This window comes from Paenibacillus sp. MMS20-IR301 (assembly GCF_032302195.1).
Lineage (GTDB): Bacteria > Bacillota > Bacilli > Paenibacillales > Paenibacillaceae > Paenibacillus_AQ.
Genome location: NZ_CP135275.1, coordinates 1728579 through 1749051, shown reverse-complemented (window position 1 = coordinate 1749051; position 20473 = coordinate 1728579). Strand labels below are relative to the sequence as shown.

Genomic DNA, 20473 nt, shown 5'->3' with positions numbered 1-20473 from the left:
GATTATCATTTAATAAGTGTGAACATAATAGCAGGTTCCAAAATAAAAAATCAGTAGCTATTAGGCATGAAATCGATATATCAACATATGTACAAAATACGGGTTTTGTGAAGAAGTAGTAAGTAAATAAACCAGGGCAGCTTGAATTAAGCCTGATTTTACCAATCTTCGGCTAAAACCTGGTTTTAGCTGATCGGCATGTTCTTTGCTGCATGGTATGTAATTTCGTACTCTTTTCTCCGACTGATGTAACTTTTTTTAAACATCGAAGTCTCATTACAGTTAACCCAAACAGTTAACCCAAATTCAACCTCGGTCTAACTGATCAGATCAGGTAATCCTGGATTTGAACATTTAGATATAACTCAGTTTTATAATGCTACTTTAATTTATCTCCTTAAATAATCTGAGTATTCAGTATTTTACATCAAGTTTTCAGTTTCCAGCAAAAAAGTCCTGCTTCAGCTTTACTGAATCTCAGGACTTTGTGAATTTATGAGCAATACGCAAAATAATATGGATTAATGTAACCAAATCATTATATAGTCCCCGATATTTTGATCATTTCATATGGATAAATGATAGTTAAAGATTATTATCATTCACCCATTCACGCAGTTGCTCCTATGCCAGCCAATCAATCCCTGTAGTACGCAGTGTCTCACGTAAGGTCTCAGCCATAATATCATAGCCCCGTACATGCGGATGCAGGCCATCGTCTGCTAGTCCGCCACGCAGCTGAAGCCGGTCCGGCTGGACCATCCTGGAATGATAATCCACATAGATGGCGCCCTGCTCTGCGGCCAGCGTGCGCAGCAGCTCGTTGGCATTCTGAATCCCGGTGTTGCGCAGTCCGTCATTACCCGAATGCGGCATATGCGTTGGAAGAACCGAACAGATTACAGGTACTATACCGTGCTCCTTGGCTTGCCTTACCATATCCTGAACATCGCTCACCAGATCAGCGACAATCTCTTCCACAGGCTTGCGGTCAGCCGCCGTCCAGCCGTCCAGCGCCCAGAAGTTGTTCACGCCTATCTTGATCACTGCGCATTTGGGCTGTAGCTGGATGACATCGGCGGCAAACCGTCTTGCTACATGACTGCTGATATCGCCTCCGATTCCCCGGTTCACTAGCAATCTGCCGTTGCGGCCGAAATAAGCATTCAGCTCCCACATGTGGGTAATGGAATCTCCGATAAATACAGCATCCACCGGCAGCCGATGGCTGAGAATGACCTCATTACCAATGTCAAATTCACCTCTGCGGCCGTCTGCCGCCACAATCTGTCCGAAATTCCCCGGCTTAATGAGCACCACACGATCATTTGTCATCTTTGAATCTTCCTTTCGTCTTGGTTGTTTAATCAATTCATAGCCTCTGCTCTGCTTATCTGCTTAACTATTCTTAAGCCGTTTAAGCGCTTCCACGAAATAATAGTCACCGAAAATAAGCGGCCGGTCTACATAAATCTCTCTTCCGTAATAGCCTGTTCCCTGGAGCAGCAGCCCCTCCTCGTCCTCATCCCAGGCGCCGTAATTCTCATATAAGGAGCGAATAATGGCTGCAGCTGCAGCTTTATATTCCCTGCCTGCCTCTGCTGGCACGGCTTCAGCCAGCTCCAGCAATCCGGCTGCGGCAATGGCAGCTGCCGAAGAGTCCCTCGGCATACCCGCGGCATCAGGCTCCGGCAGCCTGAAATCCCAGTACGGCACCAGATCCTCCGGAAGATGCTTCAGGAAGAAGGCGGCAACCTTACAGGCAGCAGCTAAATATCTGTCATGCCCCGTGTATCTGTAGCTGAGCGCAAACCCGTACAACGCCCACGCGGCTCCTCTGGACCAGGCAGAGTCAGCCGCATATCCCTGGCCGGCCAACGCTTCGACCCGTGCACCAGTATCCGGATCAAAGCAGACGATGTGGTGGACCGAGCCATCCGCCTGGAGAAATTCCCGCAGCACGGTATCGGCATGAAGCACGGCTATTTGCCGGTACCGCGGATCAGACAGCTCTGCTGAAGCCCAATAGAGCAGCGGCAGATTCATCATGCAATCGATTATTGCCCAGCCCGTATGGTCTTCATCGCCCCAATTGGGCCAAGCCCGGATGAACCCGCCTGCCGGGTTGAATCTGGCAGCCAGCAGGCTGGCGGCCATCAATCCGTGGCGTCTGGCCTCCTCATCCTGAATCAGCTTATACTGCCGGACACTGCTAAGCTCAAACATGAAACCAACGTCATGATGCAGCAGCTCGAAGCTGTCCCACAGTGTCCGGCTGATCTGCCGTTCACATTGCACGGCCAGCTCCTTTAGTTCTTCCTTCCCTGTCTCCTCATACACGGCCCACAGCATTCCGGGCCAGAAGCCTGCAATCCAGTCATGGGCTGCCGCCAGCTGGTAACGGCCATGTATGGAGCCGTTTGGAAATGCTGCCCCTATTGTCCGGCTGATCCGTTCGATTTTCTCAGCTACTCTCTGCCAGGCCATCTCCGGCCATTTGTCCTTCATGCCATAGCTCCCCCATGCTCCAAGAATCAATATCCTTCCCTGCTTAATTATGTCACTAGAGCCAGGGGAAGCATATGATCGGTTCTAAAGATCATGAACGTCTGTTAACTACCTGAAACTCAGGGAAATCTACTGTTTACGGAAAATATCCGGAGTGACCCCGTAGTACTGCTTAAATCTGCGGATGAAATGCTGCGGGCTCTGATAGCCCACCTTCTCTGTAATTTCATAGATTTTGTAGGCGGTGTGCTCCAGCAGGCGCTTGGCCTCCGTCATCCGGGCGCGCAGAATATATTCACTGAGATTAAGCCCGGTAATCTCTTTGTAGAGCTTAGATAAATAGACCGAGTGCAGATAGACATACTCACTGATGGATTGCAGGGTCACATCCCGTTCAAGGTTCTCTTGAATGTAGCTGTGGATTTTGTTGACCAGCTGCTGGTGGGTCTCATCATTGGCAGCCGGACCCTGATCGATTAGGGCTTCTATAATGATACGGCTCCAGGCTTTGAGCTGCCGGGCGGAATGAATCACACTGCGTTCCGCATGGATAGATGCGGTTCCAGTAATATCCTCCAGCACCTTGCCGTTCTTATGGGCCAGATAAGTAAAGCTGCTTAGCAGATGCAGATAGGCTTCACGCAGATGGGCACGTGAATCGGACTCCCGTGTCTCCAATTCAGTGAAAATCTGTTGGAATTTATCATTCAGCTTCTCCATCTTGCCCTGATCCATGAGCTGGATTAAGGTGGGCGACTGATACAGGGAACGCAGCGGAGCGATACTTCGGGATATTCCCGGCTGCTCCAGAACAATAACCCCCTGCCGCTCCGCTGACTTAATCACACTGGATAGGACAGAGGAATACACACCGTGAATATCTTCCGGGAACCTGGCTGTACCCGAGATGGCAATGATAACGTGTTGCTTCAGATAGTGGTCCACCTGCTCAAGCAGCCGGTTAGCTAAGGCGGACAACAGCTCCCGGCTGGATGGGCTCCAGTGATCGCTGTCCCCAGTACAATCCGCAGTCCGGGGCAACAGCAGCAACGTCAAATTGATCTCGGATTGAATCCGGTTCCATACGTGGAAATGGGGGGACAGCAGATCCTCCGCCATGTTCATGACTGCATACTCGAGCAGCTTAATATCGGCCGAAGTATATGTTTCATAGAAGCTGGACTCGAAATTGATCACCATAAGCTTAACAGAATCCCCATAGGCATAAGGAAGCTGATACATCCTCAGCTTCTCGGTGAGATAATTCCTGGTGTAGCCGGAGCCCTGGAGGGTTTCGAGCAGCAGATTTTCTTTGAGCAGCGGCAAGTTCTGGTGGAGAACTGCGGTGGCATGCTCGAACATGCGTGAATGCTGCTGATGGCGCCTGCGTTTATCTATAATTTTATCCACGGTATCCAGAAGCAGCTCATCGCGCACCGGCTTGATGAAATAATCCACTGCATGCAGCTCAATCGCTTTCTTGGCATACTCAAATTCCGCATAGCCGGTAAGTAAAATGCAATCGGTATCCAGTTGATTCTCGTTAATGAAGCTGATCAGCTCCAGCCCCGAGATTCCCGGCATACGGATGTCTGTAATCATAATATCGATGGGAATATCCCTAAGCAGCTCTTGCGCCAGACGGCTGTCATATGCCTTGTGAACGGAGGTGATCCCGAACTGCTCCCAGGGCAGCGTAACCGCTAAGGTATCCACTTGATGCTTGTGGTCGTCCACAATTAATAATGAGTACATCCAGGACTCACTCCCTCTCCACTTTCTCCCAATACAGCTCAATCTTCAGTCCGCCCAAGGCCGAAGGAGCCAGCCGGATCCCTGAGTGCTCACCGAAGTAGTATTTCAGACGATGGTGAACATTCCATAACCCCGTCTGTTCGGTAAGATTATCATCGATCTCCGTCCTGCTGGTCAGCTCCTCAATTTCCTCTGCAGATAATCCTGGTCCGTTATCCTCGATAATCAGCCGGCAGGAGTCCGCTTCCTCCAGACCTTTAATCACAATCAGTCCGTCGGCCACAACCTCCTCGAGCCCATGGACAATCGCGTTCTCGATCACGGGCTGGATAATGAGCCGGGGAATTTTGATATTTTTCATAGCTTCAGGTATAGAGAGGGTGTAACGGAATTTATCCAATTGATGATTCATAATATCCATATAATTGACCGCCAGCTCTATCTCACTCCACAGCGTAGTTTCCAGCGTTTCGTTGCGGGTCGTGTACTTGTAATAATCGCCCAGGCTATGGGCCATAGCTATGATGGAGTTGTTCTTGTTCAGCTTAGCCATGTTCACGATGTACGCCAGGCAGTTATACAGGAAATGAGGATTGATCTGCGACTGCAGCTGCTTCATGACGGCCTCCCGCGAACGGATCTCCTCCGTGTACACCCGCTTGATCAGATGGTCGATTTCTTTAACCATGTTATTGAAGGAATCGAACAGCTGCTGGAATTCATTTCGCTTCTGGCTATGAATCCGGTAAGAGAAGTCCTGGTTGCGGATATGCTCCACACTGCGGATCAGAATACGTATCGGCACCTGTATATAGAAGTACAACAGGAAGGCAGCGATAATCCCCAGCAGCAGCAGCAGAAACATAATGAGCCCGAACAAATTACGGCTGTCTACCACAGGCTGCAGAATCTCATCCAGCGGCTCGATATCCATGAGACTCCAATCTATTTTGTTTGAAGGAAGAACATACAGGATATATTTCTTGTCATCCACCTCCACAATCTCATGATATTGCCCTTTCGTATGATGAATCCCTGGGGTACGAGCCCCCATCACCTGGCGGATCAGCTCATTCTTGGCTGTGCTGTTATAGACCATCTGTTCCTCACTGTGATAAAAGAATGCATCGCCATAACCGCCCAGCTTGAACTCATCCAGCACATTCGTAATATTCTTGGTGAAGAAATCCACGCGGATAATAAAGTCAGCCTTCGTCAAATCCGGCGGTTCAGCCTGAAACGGGGAGACAAAAAACCGGGAGAACGCTTCCATTTTCACGCCGCTTACTTCAACCGTATTTATTTTCCAGTTGGAGGTGTACGCCGAAGCTATTTCTGCCTGGTTGAATTTCATGGAAGGTACGGAAGATAGAGCCAAATCATATTTTGGAAAATAAATCGAGATGATGTTCATGATCTGATTCGTAATGCTGAATAAATTAAGCTTGTACTCCATCGACTGGATCACATTTAGCCGGTCATAACCGGCCGGAGGCAGATTGCCGTAAGAGACCCGCTTGACCTCGGGATCTTTGGCCATCAGCGAAGCAAACAGCATATTCTGATCCAGCAAGCCTTCAATCCGGTTGAGGAAGTATGCAAGCTTCTCATCGTTACGGCTGTTAATCTGATTCTCGATGACCGATACGCTTTGCCTGTAGGAATAGAAATACAGTGCCAGAATCAGGATCAGGCTGGCAACAATGAGCAGGATTACCCTTTTAATCAGTTTCACAGCCTGCTCCCCCCTTCTGCGGATACCTCCTAATTATACACAGAAAATAGCTGCCAAGGTCTCCCTTAACAGCCATATTCATACCGGATTTATTCCTTGACGGAGCCGAGGGTCATTCCCTTCACGAAATACCTTTGCAGGAACGGGTACACCAGCAGAATCGGAAACGTGCCGATGAAGATCAGTGCAGATTTCAGGGACCGCTCTGAGAGATTCTCCAGATCCGTGGGATTAAGCCCGATCTTCGTATAATCAAATCCGGCAATCAGTGCCTGCAGGAAGGTAGCCAGCGGGAACAGCTCCGCTTTGTTCATATAAATCAGCCCATCGAACCAGGCATTCCAGTGATAGACGATCGTAAATAAAGAAAGTGTCGCAATTGAAGGCAGGGAGATCGGAATGAGAATCCGGAACAGAATCCGGAAATGCCCCGCACCGTCAATCATGGCCGATTCCTCCAGCTCCTTCGGGATTCCCCGGAAGAAATTCATCATGAGCACGACATTGAATACATTTACCGCAGAGGGTATTACCAGGGCCCAGATCGAATTGGTCAGTCCGGTCTTCTGCACCACCAGATAGGTAGGAATCAGCCCCCCATGGAAGAGCATAGTGAATACGAAGAACCAGGCGTACACCGTTCTCCCGCGGAAATAGCGGTCATCCTTGGACATGGAGTAGGCCGACAGCATCGTTAGAAACATGGTGATGGCCGTGCCCAGAACCGTCCGCAGTACGCTTACCTGAAATGCAATAATGAAGTTGTTGCTCTCCAGCGCCTTTTTGTAGGCCGAAAGGTTAAATCCCACGGGCCAAAACTTCACAAGATAAGAAGTGGTAGCATAATCCGAGCTGAGCGATACGGCCAGAACATGGACCATGGGCAGGATACATAGAATAGCCACCAGCGAGAGCAGCAAATTATTGAGAACCTGAAACATTTTGTTGGAAAACGATAATTTGAGCATAATCAGTATCCTTTCAGAAAATCCGGTAATCGGCATACTTGCTGGCCAAACGGTAGGTCGTGGCAATTAACGTAAAACTGATGACGGATTTGAACAGCCCTACGGCTGTCGCCAGACTGAAGGAGCCCTGGAGCAGGCCTACACGGTATACATAGGTATCAATGATATCGCCTTTGTCATAGACTAACGGATTATACATATTGAATACCTGATCAAAGCCGGCGTTCAGAATGTTGCCAAGGGATAAGGTGGCTACAACGATGGCGATCGGAATAACTGACGGAATGGTGATATGCAGCGCCTTGCGGAAATTATTGGCCCCATCCATATCTGCTGCTTCATACAGATTCGGGTTGATGCCTGCCATGGCGGCCAGATAGATAATTGTGCCGAAGCCGAATTCCTTCCATACATCGCTGACAACCAGCGTGAACCGGAACCAGTTGCCGCTCCCAAGGAAGAAGATAGGCTCAAGGCCCAGCCAGCCCAGGAACTGATTGATCATCCCGCTTGAGGACAGCATGTCTGACAGAATCCCTCCAAGAATGACCCAATTCAGGAAGTGCGGCAGGTAGACCAGGGACTGAACGGTTCTCTGAAGGAAGACAATGCGTATTTCATTGAGGAAGAGTGCAAAGGTAAAGGGAGCGATGGCTCCGCATATAATCTTAAATACAGCGATCAGGAAGGTATTCCAGATCACTTTGAGGGCAACGGGATCATGGAACATGAACCGGAAATGCTTCAGCCCTACAAACGGGGAATCCCACATGCCCAGCCAGGGCTTATAATCCTTGAATCCAATAATAAAGCCCGCCATCGGTGTGTAGTTGAAGACAAGGAGCAGGATTACGGAGGGCAAAAGGAACATATGCAGCGGCCAGGTTTTCCGCAGATTGAGGCTGCTTCGCAGCTTGGGGATTCGGACAGCATTTCTCTTTGTACTGAGATTTACTTTCACAGTTTTCATCCGGAGAGTCTCCTATCCATAAACATGACTTATATTTAAGAGCAGGCAAATGCGGAGAACGCAGCGCAATAACTTTGTCTGCCGCATTTGCCTGTCTCTGCGGTTCCGGGCTTGTATGCCCGGACCGATTTACTGTTTACTGATTATCTTGAACGCTTTCATTCACTTCTTCAGTGATCTTCGCCCCGCCCTGATCATTCCATTGCTTCACGAAAGTATCAAAGTAGTCTACCGGCTGCTTGCCGTAGATGATCTGCAGGAAGGTCTGCTCCTCAAGTGTGGCCAGCTGGTCCCATTTCTCCTTCATCGTCGGGGTATTGGCCCCGTAGAAGCCGCTCTTCACATCCTGGCCGAATTGCTGCTGGGCGACTGCGAAGCCGGCAATGGTCAGCTCGCCGTTGCTCGCCTTCAGCTTCTGCTCGAAGATATTATCCTGCTTGCCGGCAGCTACCCGCTCATAAATATTCGGGCCGCTGACAACATTCATCGGAGCCGTTCCCGAGCCGGGTGACATAAGCAAATACGTATTCAAGCTGACCACGCCATCCGGAACATCCCAGGAGGGCTTGCCGTCCTTCATCACGTAGTCATAGCCTTCCCCGTAGCCTTGGCCGAACGGACTCGCTTCATCTTCAACCAGGCCGGCATACATGGTGTCCCAGTATTTGAAGATGGCCTCCATGTGGGTGAAGCCTTCACGAAACACATAGGTTCCATAGGACGGAGGGGATTCCTGCCGGCCTACCTCCCCTTTGATGCCTGACGGCAGAGGATAAGGCTTGATCACGACCGTTTCATTCTTGGCCTTGGCCTCCGCTACTGCAGTGCCCACCGGCCAGCCGCCGGCCCAACCGGGAGCAAAGGCAATTCCTGCTTTGCCGGAAGTGAAGTCCCCCATGGCTTTCGCTGCATCCTGTGTGCCGAAGTCCGGGCTGATGTATCCCTTCGTGTACCACTCATTCAGCTTTGCCAGCCCTTCCTTAATGGCAGGCTGAATGGAGCCGTATTGCAGTTTGCCGTCCTCCCCCTTAAGCCACATATAAGGCTGATCCTGGCCGAAGACAAAGGCTGTATCGGCCATATAATTATTAGTAGGTTTATAAAAGCCGGAGTTGCCGCCGATGGCCATCCCGAACGTATCCTTCTTGCCGTTGCCGTCCGGGTCCTGGTTGGTAAAAGCGTCCATCACCTGCTGAACTTCCTCAATGGTGGTTGGAGCCTGCAGATTCAGCTTATCCAGCCAGTCCTGGCGGATCCACATTACGGTATCGCCGACGATGCCGTTTGAGATATTCGGCAGGCCATAGACCTTGCCGTCTCTTTTTACCGAATTCCAGATTTCAGGGTTCTTAGCATAGGATTCCTTCACCCTGGCCGTCGCATATTTCTCGAAGGCCTCGTCAATCGGCTGAATCTTCTTCGAGGCCACGAGATCCTCGAACAAGGTTCCGGATACATAGAGTACATCCGGCAGAGCTTCCCCGCTGGCCATCGCCAGCCGGACTTTGGTTTCCAGTGAATCTGTGACCACCCATTGATATTTGGTTATAATCCCCAGATTCTCTTCAAACCACCGGGAAATCGGATTGTTCTCCGGCGTATCGCCGTTACGCAGCTTGTCAGAAGGCTTCATGGCGATGGCTGCGGTAATGGTTACCGGCGGGTCAAATTTGGTCCGGTCATTCTCTTTGGGCTGTACTGCGGGCGCTTCGCTGGCAACAGCCTCCGGGCTGGCACCCGGGCTGGCCGATTGTCCTTCATTGCCATTACTATTGTTGTTACCTGCGCAGCCGCCCAGAATCCCCGCTGTCAGGATAACGCTTACAAATGCGGTTATTGCTTGCTTCTTTTTCATCTTAACCCCCCTTGTATACTGTTCCTTGCTCTTTCATTATCACACCCTGGCTAAGCCAATAACATGATTCATATTTAAGATCATGAACTTTCGTTAATCATCTGCGTGTTCACTTTGAATCTCCACCTTGCCGATTTGCGGATTCCAGCTTTTCTCCGGCGTCACCTTGCAGACAATTTTCAAGTACCGGGTCCCGGCTGGCACAAGCCCGCTATACAGGATCTCCTTCCAGTTGGCTGCTCCTGTTGTCCGCACAGGGGTAAATGCGGTATAAGCCGTGTTGTCCGCTGATACGTAGAACTCCAGATCTCCGGCAGTCTCACCCGGCCAATACCAGGAGGTGACGCTGAATTCCTTCATATCCATTCCGGCTGCAGCCTGATAAACCACATATTCCTCCGTGTTGGTCTTCCTGGCCAGACGGGAGGTATCGCCGGCAAAGTTGGCCGGATTCGAAATGTCAAAAAACAGATTACTGCTGTGGGCAAACATTTTACTGAAGTCGTACAATGGATCACTCAGCACTGCACTTGCCGGCTTCGGCACTTCGCTGAGCGTTTCGACGCTGCCGATCTGCGGGTTCCAGACTTTATCCGGGCTTATGCTATAGGCGATCTTCAGGTACTGGGTCCCTCTCGGCAGCTTCCCGCTGTAATTAGCCTCATTCCAGCTGCCGTAGACGGAGGCTGTAACCGGAGTGTACGGCAGATAAGTGCTGTTATCTGTGGAGGTAGAGAATTGCAGGTCATCCGCCGCCTCATAAGGCCAGAACCACGCTTTTGCCGAAAACTGCTTCAGGTCCATCCCTGGCGCAGCCTTATAGATGACATATTCGTTCGTGTTCGTCAGCCTGACCAGACGGGAAGTATCCGCACCGAAGCTCTCCGGGTTTCCTCCGCTGATGGATACATTGCCGCTATGGGCAAACATTTTAGTGTAATCCTCCATCTCATCGCGCACCGTCAGGCTGGTGGGTACCGGAACCTTGCTTGTGATTACGGCCTGCCCGATCTGCGGATTCCAGAGATTGCTGGTACTATGCATATAGACGATCTTTAAATACCGGGTCCCGGCGGGCAGACTGCCGCTGTAATTCACTTCTTTCCAGCCTGCGGAGCCGGCAGCCTTATCCGGTATAAATGGAGTATAAGTGATGTTATCCGGTGAAGTATAGAACTGAAAATCCGTTGTCTGCTCCGTGGACCAAAACCAGGTTTTTAGGGCAAAATCAGTCATATCCTTATCCGCTGCCGCTTTGTAAATAATATAATCGTTCGTGTTCTTGCTGCGGATCAGCCGGGAAGTATCTCCCCCGAAGGTTGCCGCCTCTCCCCGGTCAAAGCTCAGATTGGCGCTACGGGCGAAGAGCTGGGTGAAATCATCCAGATCATCCACTAAAGTTACTGTACTTGGAACTGGCGGTGTCGGAGGTGTTACCGGAGGCGGTGTAGGTACCGGCAGCGGTGTCAGTACAGAGGGATCATACTGGAATTTCACTTTATGGGACCTGCCGTCCTGGCCTGCGGTATTGACCTCGAATTTGAGGGTCGGACTGAGCTGAAGAACGGTAACGGTAGGATCTTTGGCAACAACCGCTAACCCTTCTTTGAATATTTCATAGGTGACTTTGTTCTGGAGCCGGGCCGGGTCGGATACCGCCACATCCAGCACACCGTTCTCCTCCTTCAGCATTATGGAAGACGGATTAGAGGCGGTCAGCATATCCACTGTAGCCGGCACCCAGAAGTTCGCTCCGGTAATATGCTGCACCTTATCCCGTACCGCCTGGATATTGGTATTATTCGACAGGATCTCAATATCCGGATTGCTGCTGTAATCAGCTGTCTCTTGCGCGGTCTTGCCCGGGAGCAGGACATAGGCATAATCTTTATTGAGCGGATTTACCCCATGATCCAGCCAGAGCGTCAAATAATTCTTCGATAAAATAGCCGACGGGCCTCCCGTATTGAGCTCGGACCAGCTGCCCTGGGAAGCGCTTCTCAAGCCCTTGACTGTAGCCGGCTGCGGGAAATAATAGCCCCCTGTTCCTTCGAGGTAGGCATAAGAGACGTTATCCATTTCCTCCGTCCAGCCAAGGGCTGCCGGCTTAGCCGTGCCGTTGACGATGAACTCTTCATCCCCGTTCGCCTTCTGCCCCGTATGCAGCGGCGCCAGAACCGGACCTAGAGTGTTAGGAGAATACAGCTGAATTTCTGAGACCTTGCTTAAGAGGTCATGATCATTCCCGTGAAAGTTGAATTTCACATATCTGGCTGTGGTCTCGTTGAAAGCATAAGCTTGAATCTCAGCAGTCAGCCCGCTGCTTTGCCCGCTGTAAACCGCGGTCCAGACCGTATTGTCCGGCGAGGTTTCAATATCAAAGGAATACTTGCGCTCATTGCCCGCCGCGAAGCTTATACCTGTGTAGCCTAGCGGAACACTTACTCCCAGGTCATATTTCAGCCATGCCCCGTCACTGTCTGCACTCCAGAAGGTACTGATATCGTTATCTTTGACGGAAGGAACGGAAGCTGAGCCCAGACTATCCGTTACTGCGGCCGGGCTTACAGGTCCTACTGCCAGCGGGATAATCAGGTTCCCTGCTGCGCAGGGAGCATAAATTTGCAGCTCATTGATGCTGTTCCACAGGTTCGAGGAGTTGCCGTGACCGACAAGCTTCACATATCTGGCCTCCACATCCGGGAAGTCGAACACCTGAATTACAGAATCATCAACTATGCTCGAGCTTCCGCTGAATACCGTATTCCATGTCTCGTTATCCTCGGATACCAGAATATCGAATGTGGTGAATCTGGTGCTCTGCACATAAAAGTTAAGTCCCACATAGCCTACCGGCTGCGTCTTGCCCAGATCGAACCGGATCCACTGGCCGTCTCCCGACGAGGACCATCTGGTGCCCAGATTATTATCATAGGTATTCACAGGAAGATTGCCGTCGTTGCCGCTGTCGCTGACCGCATAGATCTTATGTCGGACGGGTTCGCTGCCGGATGGTGCAACTGCCGGAGACGCCGGATCAATTCCCCGGGTGGACTGTGTTTTGTTCAGCATCCGGTTCTCAACCGTCGTCTCGATCGTTCTTCCGTCAGTGCTGCTGATTCCGGCTCCAAGCGCAACTACCTCATCATTCAGCATGAACCATGATTTCTTCGCGGTTAGGGTGCTCCCATACCCCTTCAGATCCATTCCTACTGTAGCGGATTCCCCGAGCAGCTCTGTTCCTCCCGCCCATGTCTTGGGGCTTAGGAAGCCGGCGCCCTCGCCATCCGTTGTTCTTGGCATCGTATCAACTGTTGTCCCGGGCAGCCGGTATTTATTGACTGTCGGCCAGTAGTCGGTGAATTGCTGAAGATCATCATTATACAGATAAGTCATTCCGGCGCCCGTATACCATCCCTTCAGGTTCTCACCATTCGTCGATTCATAGGTACCAACCCGCCCCGAAGACATACTGATCCCGAAGCCGAAGCCGGGCCGCAGATGGACCGCCCGGTCCATGCCTGCAAATACCTTGGTCTGTATGTTCTCTGCTCTGGCTGTGATGCTGCTGTCGTTCATGATTGCTTTGGCCAGTAATACAGTACTTAGCCCTGCATTTTTATAGAAACTTAACTGTGAATCGGCCCCTATCCAGGCCTTGACCATGGATTTCATTCTTTGGGCATCGGCCGTTGGGGCCAGTTGGGCTAACCGGATGATGGCGGCAATCGTATTATGGCCTACCAGCTGGTCCTGCTCGTAATTTCTGGATATCGCCCGGCCCCGCACCATATCCATCATGGCCCCGTTATAAATTACCGGCTCGAAGGCATTATAAACCCATTGATACACATGGCTTACGCCGGGAGTAACCGGTTCCCACGGGGAGCCGCTGAGCAGAAACAAGACATTTGCCAGCTCCTGCAGCAGGCTTACTCCGTAGCTTCCGGTATAGGCATACACATTATGCTGAATGAATGAGCCGTCCCCGTAGAAGCCGTCCCCTTCGGTTACATAATCAAACAGCGGAGTTAAGGCATCTCTGGCCGCTGTCAGCTTGGCTGCAGATTTCACAATCATCCCGCGCATAGCCACAATATTGCATTTCCAGACGAGATTCGCGCCGGTCGGAACATACTGCCCCTTGTTCACTTTGGCCGGATCGGGGGAAAATTGCTCGACAGCCTTCATATAATTGGTTATCTTCTGAGGCGTGGCCATCAGGTCATCATACATCAGAACTACAATGTCATTCAGATGCAGCGGGGTGCCGATCTCCCAGTCCCACCAGTTGTCATATTCGGACTTGGTCTCGTTGTACAGGTTCGTGTACATCCAGTCGAGTGCACCGATAATATCTGTCTTGAGCTCAGCGTTGCCATATAGAGCAGAGCCTTGTGTACTGTAAGCCAGGGCCATGCCCTTAATCCGGAGATAAGCACCGGTGATCTGGGAGGAGCTTGAAGAACTGGTCAAGTCACTCCACAGATAAGTTCTGGCGGCGGATTTATCCATCGTGCCCCAGCTGGTCTGGCCTACGCTATTCAGCTTGTAGGCGATATCCGGGTCAGAGCTGTCTAGCTCCGTTCCTCCGGTTAGCCCGGTCTTCCACTTATGTCTCATCGTGTCAAACTCATCCGCATTCGCGCTCACTTTGCCTGCCCCCAATGCTCCGAATAAGGAAGCAATTACTGCGGCAATCAGCAGCAGGCTCACCCTCGCCCTCAGATTATTCATTCATCCCATCCCCTTCGATTCAGATTCACCTTCTCATGTATGCGTTTTCATATTATCAGGAGGCTTACTCCCGATTTTCCTCCTCCTCCCGGCCCTTATTATTGCACCGCCGGTCAGAGAAGGAAATGAACGTTTCTTAAGAAGATGAACTTTTGTTAATCAATAGGATGATTATCTTTGAAAAGACAGGGAATATGGCAGTTTCTTAGCATCAGATGCATGATGATCCGGCGTATCTGACAACTTATGCTGGATCAATGCGCCTGCCGTAAGCTGATTATGGCTGAAAAATAAGGAATGATGCGGCTGTCCATTCAGGCTGATCAGGCTTACTGTATCCGGGTCTGCTGGTTGATTCTCTGCGGAATCCCCTTCCGCTTCGATCATAATCTGCTTGCCGCTTTCCAGCTGGACCGTTATCCGGTCATATAAGGGTCTGCCGATGACATACTCTGGGACTCCCGGACATAACGGATACATCCCGAGCGAGGTGAAAATATACCAGGCACAAAGGCTGCCGTTGTCTTCATCTCCGGGCAGACCATCCTCTGCGGCACTGAATAATTCGCGGGCCAGTCTGGAGGTCCAATACCGGGTTCTTTCCGGATAGCCGAGTGCGGTGAACAGGTAAGGAATATGAAAGCTGGGCTGGTTGCTGATCGCGCATTGGCCGAAATCCACCGCAGCCATTTCAGACATCTCATGAATTTCGAAGCCGTAGCTGCCCACCCGGAAGACCGGCTTTGCGGTCATAAGCTCATCCAGGCGGGCAAGCAGAGCGTCCTTGCCGCCCATAGCCTGCGCCAGTCCCATAACGTCGTGGGGAACAGCCCAGCTGCATTGCCAGGCACTGCCTTCGCAATAAGCACCGCCCCATTCTACCGGATCGAAGCCTTCTGCCCAGCTGCCATCCGCCTTTTTGGCGCGCATGAAGCCTGTTGACGGGTCCAGCAGCTTCGTATAGTTGGCAGCACGGCTTATGAATAGCTTATACTGCTCCTCTTTACCGAGACCCTGCGCCAGCTGCGCAATACAGAAGTCTCCATACACATAATCCAGCGTATTGCTGACACTTTCATGGAATTGATCCGCGGGCAGGTAGCCATACTGCTCATAGGCCGCATAACCTTTTCTTCCCAGCTGCGGATCCTCTGCGGCCTGCAGGGCATGCTTCAGCAGCCCTTCATAGGCAGCTTCAACATCAAATCCTTCAATCCCCTTCACATAGGCATCTGCAAACACGGCATCAATCAGGGTGCCGGGCATCGCACTGCGCTCACCTGGAGAGGACCATTTGGGCATCCAGCCGCCCTCCTTGTAAGCATTGACGTAGCTCTCCAGGATCTCACCCAGCCGTGAGGGAAACAGCAGGCTGAATAAAGGATACGAGGTGCGGAAGGTATCCCAGAAGCCGTTATCGCAATACATCGGGCCAGCGGTAACCTTTCCGTTATAGGGGCTGTAATGCACCATCTCTTCCCCGGCGGTGAATTCATGCCACACTCGGGGAAAGAGGCAGACACGGTACATGCAGGTATAGAAGGTCCTGATCCGCTCCTCATTCCGGTCCTCCACCTGTATCCGGTTCAGCATTCCATTCCAGACCCCAGCCGCTTCCACCCGGACCTCATCGAAGGAGCTTGTGCCGATTTCCCGGGCCAGATTGACCTCTGCCTGCTCAATACTAATGAAGGAGGTGCCGATTCTAAGGTTGACTTGACCGGACTCCGGAGGCCGGAGGCCAATATAGGCACCAAACCGCTCACCTGTTCCGGACAAGTCAGGGGAAGGCTCAAAATACTGATCGAAGAGGCCGGAACCCTCCGCATCCGTGTCACAGTCCCATTCCAGTACAAAGTACATGGCGTAATTGGAGGGAACTCCCCCGCTGTTTGCCCGGGTATAGCCGGTCATTCTTCCGCCGCTCGTGTCTATTTGAAACGAGGATTCTCCGGCAAAAGGAGCAATGATGACCCGCCCGGCTTCTCCCCTTCCGAAGGTCATCCGGATGCTGGCGCAGCGCTCGGTGGGGGTCAGCTCCAGCAAGGTTTCGTAGCGCCGGAGCCTGATCCGGAAGTAATCCGGCTGCACCAGCATTTCTTCAGGCCGGAAGGACGATGAGCGCTGCGCTGCGGCAATGGCAAGCGGTCCGGTTTGCGGAAGGAGAGTCAGATGGCCATAATCGCCAATCCAGGGACTGGGCTGATGGGTCAGCCGGATGCCCTCGAACCGGCGGTGCGAGGGATGGAAGAACCAGCCGCCTCCGGCCTCCTGGGTCTGCGCGCTCCAGGCTGCCATGCCGAAGGGCCGGGCGACCAGCGGAAGCGTGTTGCCGTTAGAATATTCATAAGTTGAAGCGGTGCCCTGCAGCGGATTTACATATTGCAAGAGGTTCATGGTTCATTACCTTCCTTTTCAGATATAGGGTTACATGCATACAAACAAATTCATTGTACTGAACCCGATTTATAAACCGCTTATCAATTTTACGGAAAGTATCTCATTTTTTCCGGTTATGGTTTATGATAACTTTATAATCTTGTTTAGAGGAGCGACCTGTCATGATTCCTTTCAATCTGCCGGGCGACCAGGAGCTGCACCAGTCCTTTCCCTATACCTTAAGAATCCACAAGCTGAGTGACCATGTTCCTCCCCATACCCATAATTTCCTGGAGTATACCTATGCTGTTCACGGCAGCGGCACTGAGATCATCAATGGACAGGAAAGGCAGATCTGTGCCGGCACCTTCACACTGCTGCTTCCGCATCAGGTCCACGAGATCCGGATTGACAAGGGGCAGGAGCTGCAGCTGTATGTAGGTGCTATCGGTCTGAAGGCGTTGTTTGCCTCTCAGGAGACCGGCAGCCTGCAGAGCTTATTAATGCGCGCAGGTACTGAAGGCGAGCCATCTTATCAGCTGGAGCCGGAGCTCGCCGGGCAGCTGCTCCGGCTGCTTGAGGAGATGTACGGGGAGATAAACAGCAGCCAATCCTGGAGCCAGCTGCTTTTTTTGTGCAAATTAACCGAAGCCTTTGTTCTGCTGGACCGTCACTGCTTTACGCGTGGGCATGAGCAAACAGCTCCAGCGTCCGTTACCGGAAAAGGAAGCATGGCGGATATCATCCTGTATGTCTATCAGAATTTCCGGGAGGATATCAAGCTCGAGCTGCTTGCAGACCGGTTCCATTTGAGCGTTCCCCATATCAGCTCCTCCTTCAAAGCCTATATCGGGGAGCATTTCCACCGCTATCTGGAAGGCATCCGCATATCCCATGCCTGCGGCCTGCTGATCTCGGGGGATGAACCCGTCACCTCCATCTGCTATGAGGTCGGGTTCACTTCATATGCCACCTTTTCCCGCGTCTTTCAGGCCCGTATCCATATGTCGCCTACCTCCTTCAGGAAGCTTAACCGTATAGATACCAGCCTTCTTCCGGCAGCGCTGTTCTAATACTTAACAACGGCACCAAAAAAGACGGCCTCGATAGCCGTCTTTACTTCTGTCATCAGTCTTTAAGCTTATGTATTAAGGCGATGATCCGGTTATTCTTCGTTTCTTCTTTTTTGGCCAGCTCAATATGATTGATCTGCTCACGCTTCAAGTAATCAGGCTGGCTTAAGAACCGCTCCAGAGTCTGGTGCTCATTAAGAATGTCCGCAATGTAATCCGGTACAACCAGATTCCGCTGCTCTTCGTCTTTGGTAAGGATGACATGCAGAGTGTCACCAAGCTCTTTATGTACGGCTCTGCGGATAAATTCATTATATACAAAATAATGCCCGTTCTTCGACGGCAGCAGCGTATGCTCAAACGGATGGCCATCCACCACAATCTGGACAGCAGCCCGGCCGTTTGTGTTAAACACCTCATTTACCGGATATGGAAAATACACGACTTTCCATTTGATTTTACCTTCCAGCTGCTTAATTTCCCCGTCAAATTCATACATCATCCGGATTAACACTCCTTTTTCTAAAAGATAATACCCTTTACCCTCTTAAATCCACTTCACAGCTTCCAGCTGATTGGAATTCAGGATACTGTTGCAATACCCGACATGATGCTGAACATGCCGGATCTGCATCAGGACTACATCCATTTTGGTGATTTCTGCGAATAAGACACAAGGCTCCATCAGCGTCTCATCCGTAAGCTCATCCACAAAGCTGCGGGCCACTTTCATCATTTCCTCTACATATGCCGTCATTTCTTCTTTAGTAGGATAGTCAGAGCACTCTTGATCAAGCGCTTCTGTAATATCTCTACCGAAGTCAGGAATGATGAACGCCTCCTCCTTCTGCTGCCGGAACCAGAACTTCATACTGGTGGCTGCATGAAATACATGCTTCCAGTATTTTTGCGAGGCATCGTTCCAGAATTCATCCGGACACTCTGCAACCTGCTGCTTCAGCATTTCGACTACCGGTTCAAACTGTCTTCTTAACACTTCTACCATCTTGTCACTCATGATCATCAGCTCGATTCTCATAATTTGGGATTGTGACTATATTCTTGATCCCGGCTGGAATAACCTGCTTCTTCCCGGCAGTTCTATCGGCAAATTTGTGAACTTCTACTCTACTTTGTACATGACCGGAATGGCAGCTGCAATCAGGATCATACCCATGACAGCAGGAGCAGCATGCCCCAGAGCGACATAGATTTGGCCCCCGATAACAGGCCCGATCATTCTGGCCAGTGCCTGAATTGACTGGCTGCCGCCCTGAATTCTGCCCTGCTCACTGGAACCAGCCGATTTCGATAACATCCCGCTAAAGGAAGGCCCGAAGATCGAATCACCGAATCCGAAGATGAACATCCCTGCGATGAGCAGCGGATAGAAAGAGAAGAGTGCCGACGCAGCGATCAGGCCGTAACCGGTAATCTCTGAGACCATTCCTAGAATGGCTATGTGCGCATCACGAAGCTTGCCCAGCAGCTTTGGCATAATGAAGCTTTGGGAGATGATATCCTGAAAGCCCATGATAGAGAACATCAGTCCGATCAGAGCAGGCTTCCAGTTGAATGTATCAACCGTGAATTGTGAGAATATGGCCTGCAGCGAACCAGCCGGAATCCACAGCAGAAAGGCTGAGATTAGCAGCCGGTTCAGGTTCTTCATGGACAGTAGGCTGGCCAGCTGTGTGAATGGATTCAGCCGCACCAGGGTAATCTCTTGCAGCCGGTTCTGCTTGTCCAGACTCTCGGGCATAAAGAACAATCCGTAGCACACATTCAGCAGCGTGATTACGGCTCCAAAATACATCGGCACAGCATAACCAAACCTCGCCAGCAAGCCGCCCAGCGCCGGGCCGATTACCGTTCCAACACCAACAACTGCGCTCACCCAGCCAAAATATTTCGTTCTCTGCTCAGGAGGGATGATATCGGCAAAATACGCAAAAATCGTGCTGATGCTCCCTCCGGTGATCCCTTCAATGATCCGTCCGGCAAACAGGACCCACAGCGCCCCGCCAATTCCAAAGATAAAGTACCCGACAGCAGAACCGGCCAGACAGATCAGCAAAAGCGGCCGGCGGCCCCATTTATCGCTGAGTGCCCCAAGTGCAGGCGCTGCAAAAAATACGCAAACTGCATAAACCGAGGTCAGCAGCGTGACCATCACCGCTTGTTCCCCTGGATTACTTATATAAGGCTGGACCAGGAACGGGACGACGGGTGTAATAATACTGAAGCCGATTCCGCATAAAAAGACAGAAATCAGACCGAAGATCAGCGCATGCTTGTTTACGGTTTGACCCGCGTTCTGCTCCTGATGTGTTTTAGATGTAGACATGTTAAATGCTCTCCTTAGATAATGAATATTTATTTCCCAGGAAACAAAAGTATCGTATCACAATATTGTTTCCTTGGCAACAAAATCCCGGACATAAAAAAGCAGCCAGCTCCCGCATGAGCCTGACTGCCTGCAGTTTATATACT

Annotated in this window: 13 protein-coding genes; 1 reads left to right on the top strand and 12 read right to left on the bottom strand. The window is 51.0% G+C overall.

Annotated elements, in window-relative coordinates; translation table 11 throughout:
* Nucleotides 1-624: 624 nt before the first annotated feature.
* The 9 genes from LOS79_RS07780 to LOS79_RS07740 form a co-directional block, all read right to left on the bottom strand.
* A complete protein-coding gene (locus LOS79_RS07780; RefSeq protein WP_315417774.1) occupies nt 625-1335 on the bottom strand; it encodes a GDSL-type esterase/lipase family protein in 711 nt (236 codons plus the stop codon).
* Nucleotides 1336-1398: 63 nt separating this feature from the next.
* On the bottom strand, nt 1399-2508 hold the full coding sequence (locus tag LOS79_RS07775) for a glycoside hydrolase family 88 protein (RefSeq protein WP_315417772.1): 1110 nt from the start codon (nt 2506-2508) through the stop codon (nt 1399-1401).
* A gap of 129 nt (nt 2509-2637) precedes the next feature.
* Entirely contained in the window at nt 2638-4263 is a 1626-nt protein-coding gene (locus tag LOS79_RS07770; protein ID WP_315417769.1) for a response regulator, read from the bottom strand.
* 7 nt (nt 4264-4270) lie between these two features.
* On the bottom strand, nt 4271-5998 hold the full coding sequence (locus tag LOS79_RS07765) for a sensor histidine kinase (RefSeq protein ID WP_315417767.1): 1728 nt from the start codon (nt 5996-5998) through the stop codon (nt 4271-4273).
* A gap of 89 nt (nt 5999-6087) precedes the next feature.
* Complete coding sequence (locus LOS79_RS07760) at nt 6088-6966, bottom strand: carbohydrate ABC transporter permease (RefSeq protein ID WP_315417764.1); 879 nt, start codon at nt 6964-6966, stop codon at nt 6088-6090.
* Between the two features lie 13 nt (nt 6967-6979).
* Nucleotides 6980-7837, bottom strand: coding sequence for an ABC transporter permease (locus tag LOS79_RS07755; RefSeq protein ID WP_315422060.1), 858 nt, complete (start codon nt 7835-7837; stop codon nt 6980-6982).
* A gap of 235 nt (nt 7838-8072) precedes the next feature.
* Nucleotides 8073-9791, bottom strand: coding sequence for an extracellular solute-binding protein (locus tag LOS79_RS07750; protein WP_315417761.1), 1719 nt, complete (start codon nt 9789-9791; stop codon nt 8073-8075).
* A gap of 93 nt (nt 9792-9884) precedes the next feature.
* Nucleotides 9885-14528 (bottom strand): polysaccharide lyase family 8 super-sandwich domain-containing protein, encoded by a 4644-nt coding sequence (locus LOS79_RS07745; RefSeq protein ID WP_315417759.1) that lies wholly within the window; start codon nt 14526-14528, stop codon nt 9885-9887.
* Between the two features lie 171 nt (nt 14529-14699).
* Nucleotides 14700-16925 (bottom strand): GH92 family glycosyl hydrolase, encoded by a 2226-nt coding sequence (locus LOS79_RS07740; protein ID WP_315417757.1) that lies wholly within the window; start codon nt 16923-16925, stop codon nt 14700-14702.
* Nucleotides 16926-17089: 164 nt separating this feature from the next.
* On the opposite strand from LOS79_RS07740, the gene LOS79_RS07735 reads away from it, so the two are divergent.
* Nucleotides 17090-17980, top strand: a complete 891-nt coding sequence (locus LOS79_RS07735; RefSeq protein WP_315417754.1) for a helix-turn-helix domain-containing protein — start codon at nt 17090-17092, stop codon at nt 17978-17980.
* 55 nt (nt 17981-18035) lie between these two features.
* Here the strand turns inward: LOS79_RS07735 and LOS79_RS07730 are convergent, their stop codons facing one another.
* The 3 genes from LOS79_RS07730 to LOS79_RS07720 form a co-directional block, all read right to left on the bottom strand.
* Nucleotides 18036-18482 carry a YdeI/OmpD-associated family protein gene (locus LOS79_RS07730; protein ID WP_315417752.1) on the bottom strand — a complete coding sequence of 149 codons (447 nt, stop codon included), beginning with the start codon at nt 18480-18482 and terminating at the stop codon, nt 18036-18038.
* 45 nt (nt 18483-18527) lie between these two features.
* Nucleotides 18528-19019: a DinB family protein gene (locus tag LOS79_RS07725; protein WP_315417747.1), complete on the bottom strand. Its 492-nt coding sequence runs from the start codon at nt 19017-19019 to the stop codon at nt 18528-18530.
* An 84-nt stretch (nt 19020-19103) separates the two neighbouring features.
* Nucleotides 19104-20327, bottom strand: a complete 1224-nt coding sequence (locus LOS79_RS07720; protein ID WP_315417744.1) for an MFS transporter — start codon at nt 20325-20327, stop codon at nt 19104-19106.
* Nucleotides 20328-20473: the final 146 nt, after the last annotated feature.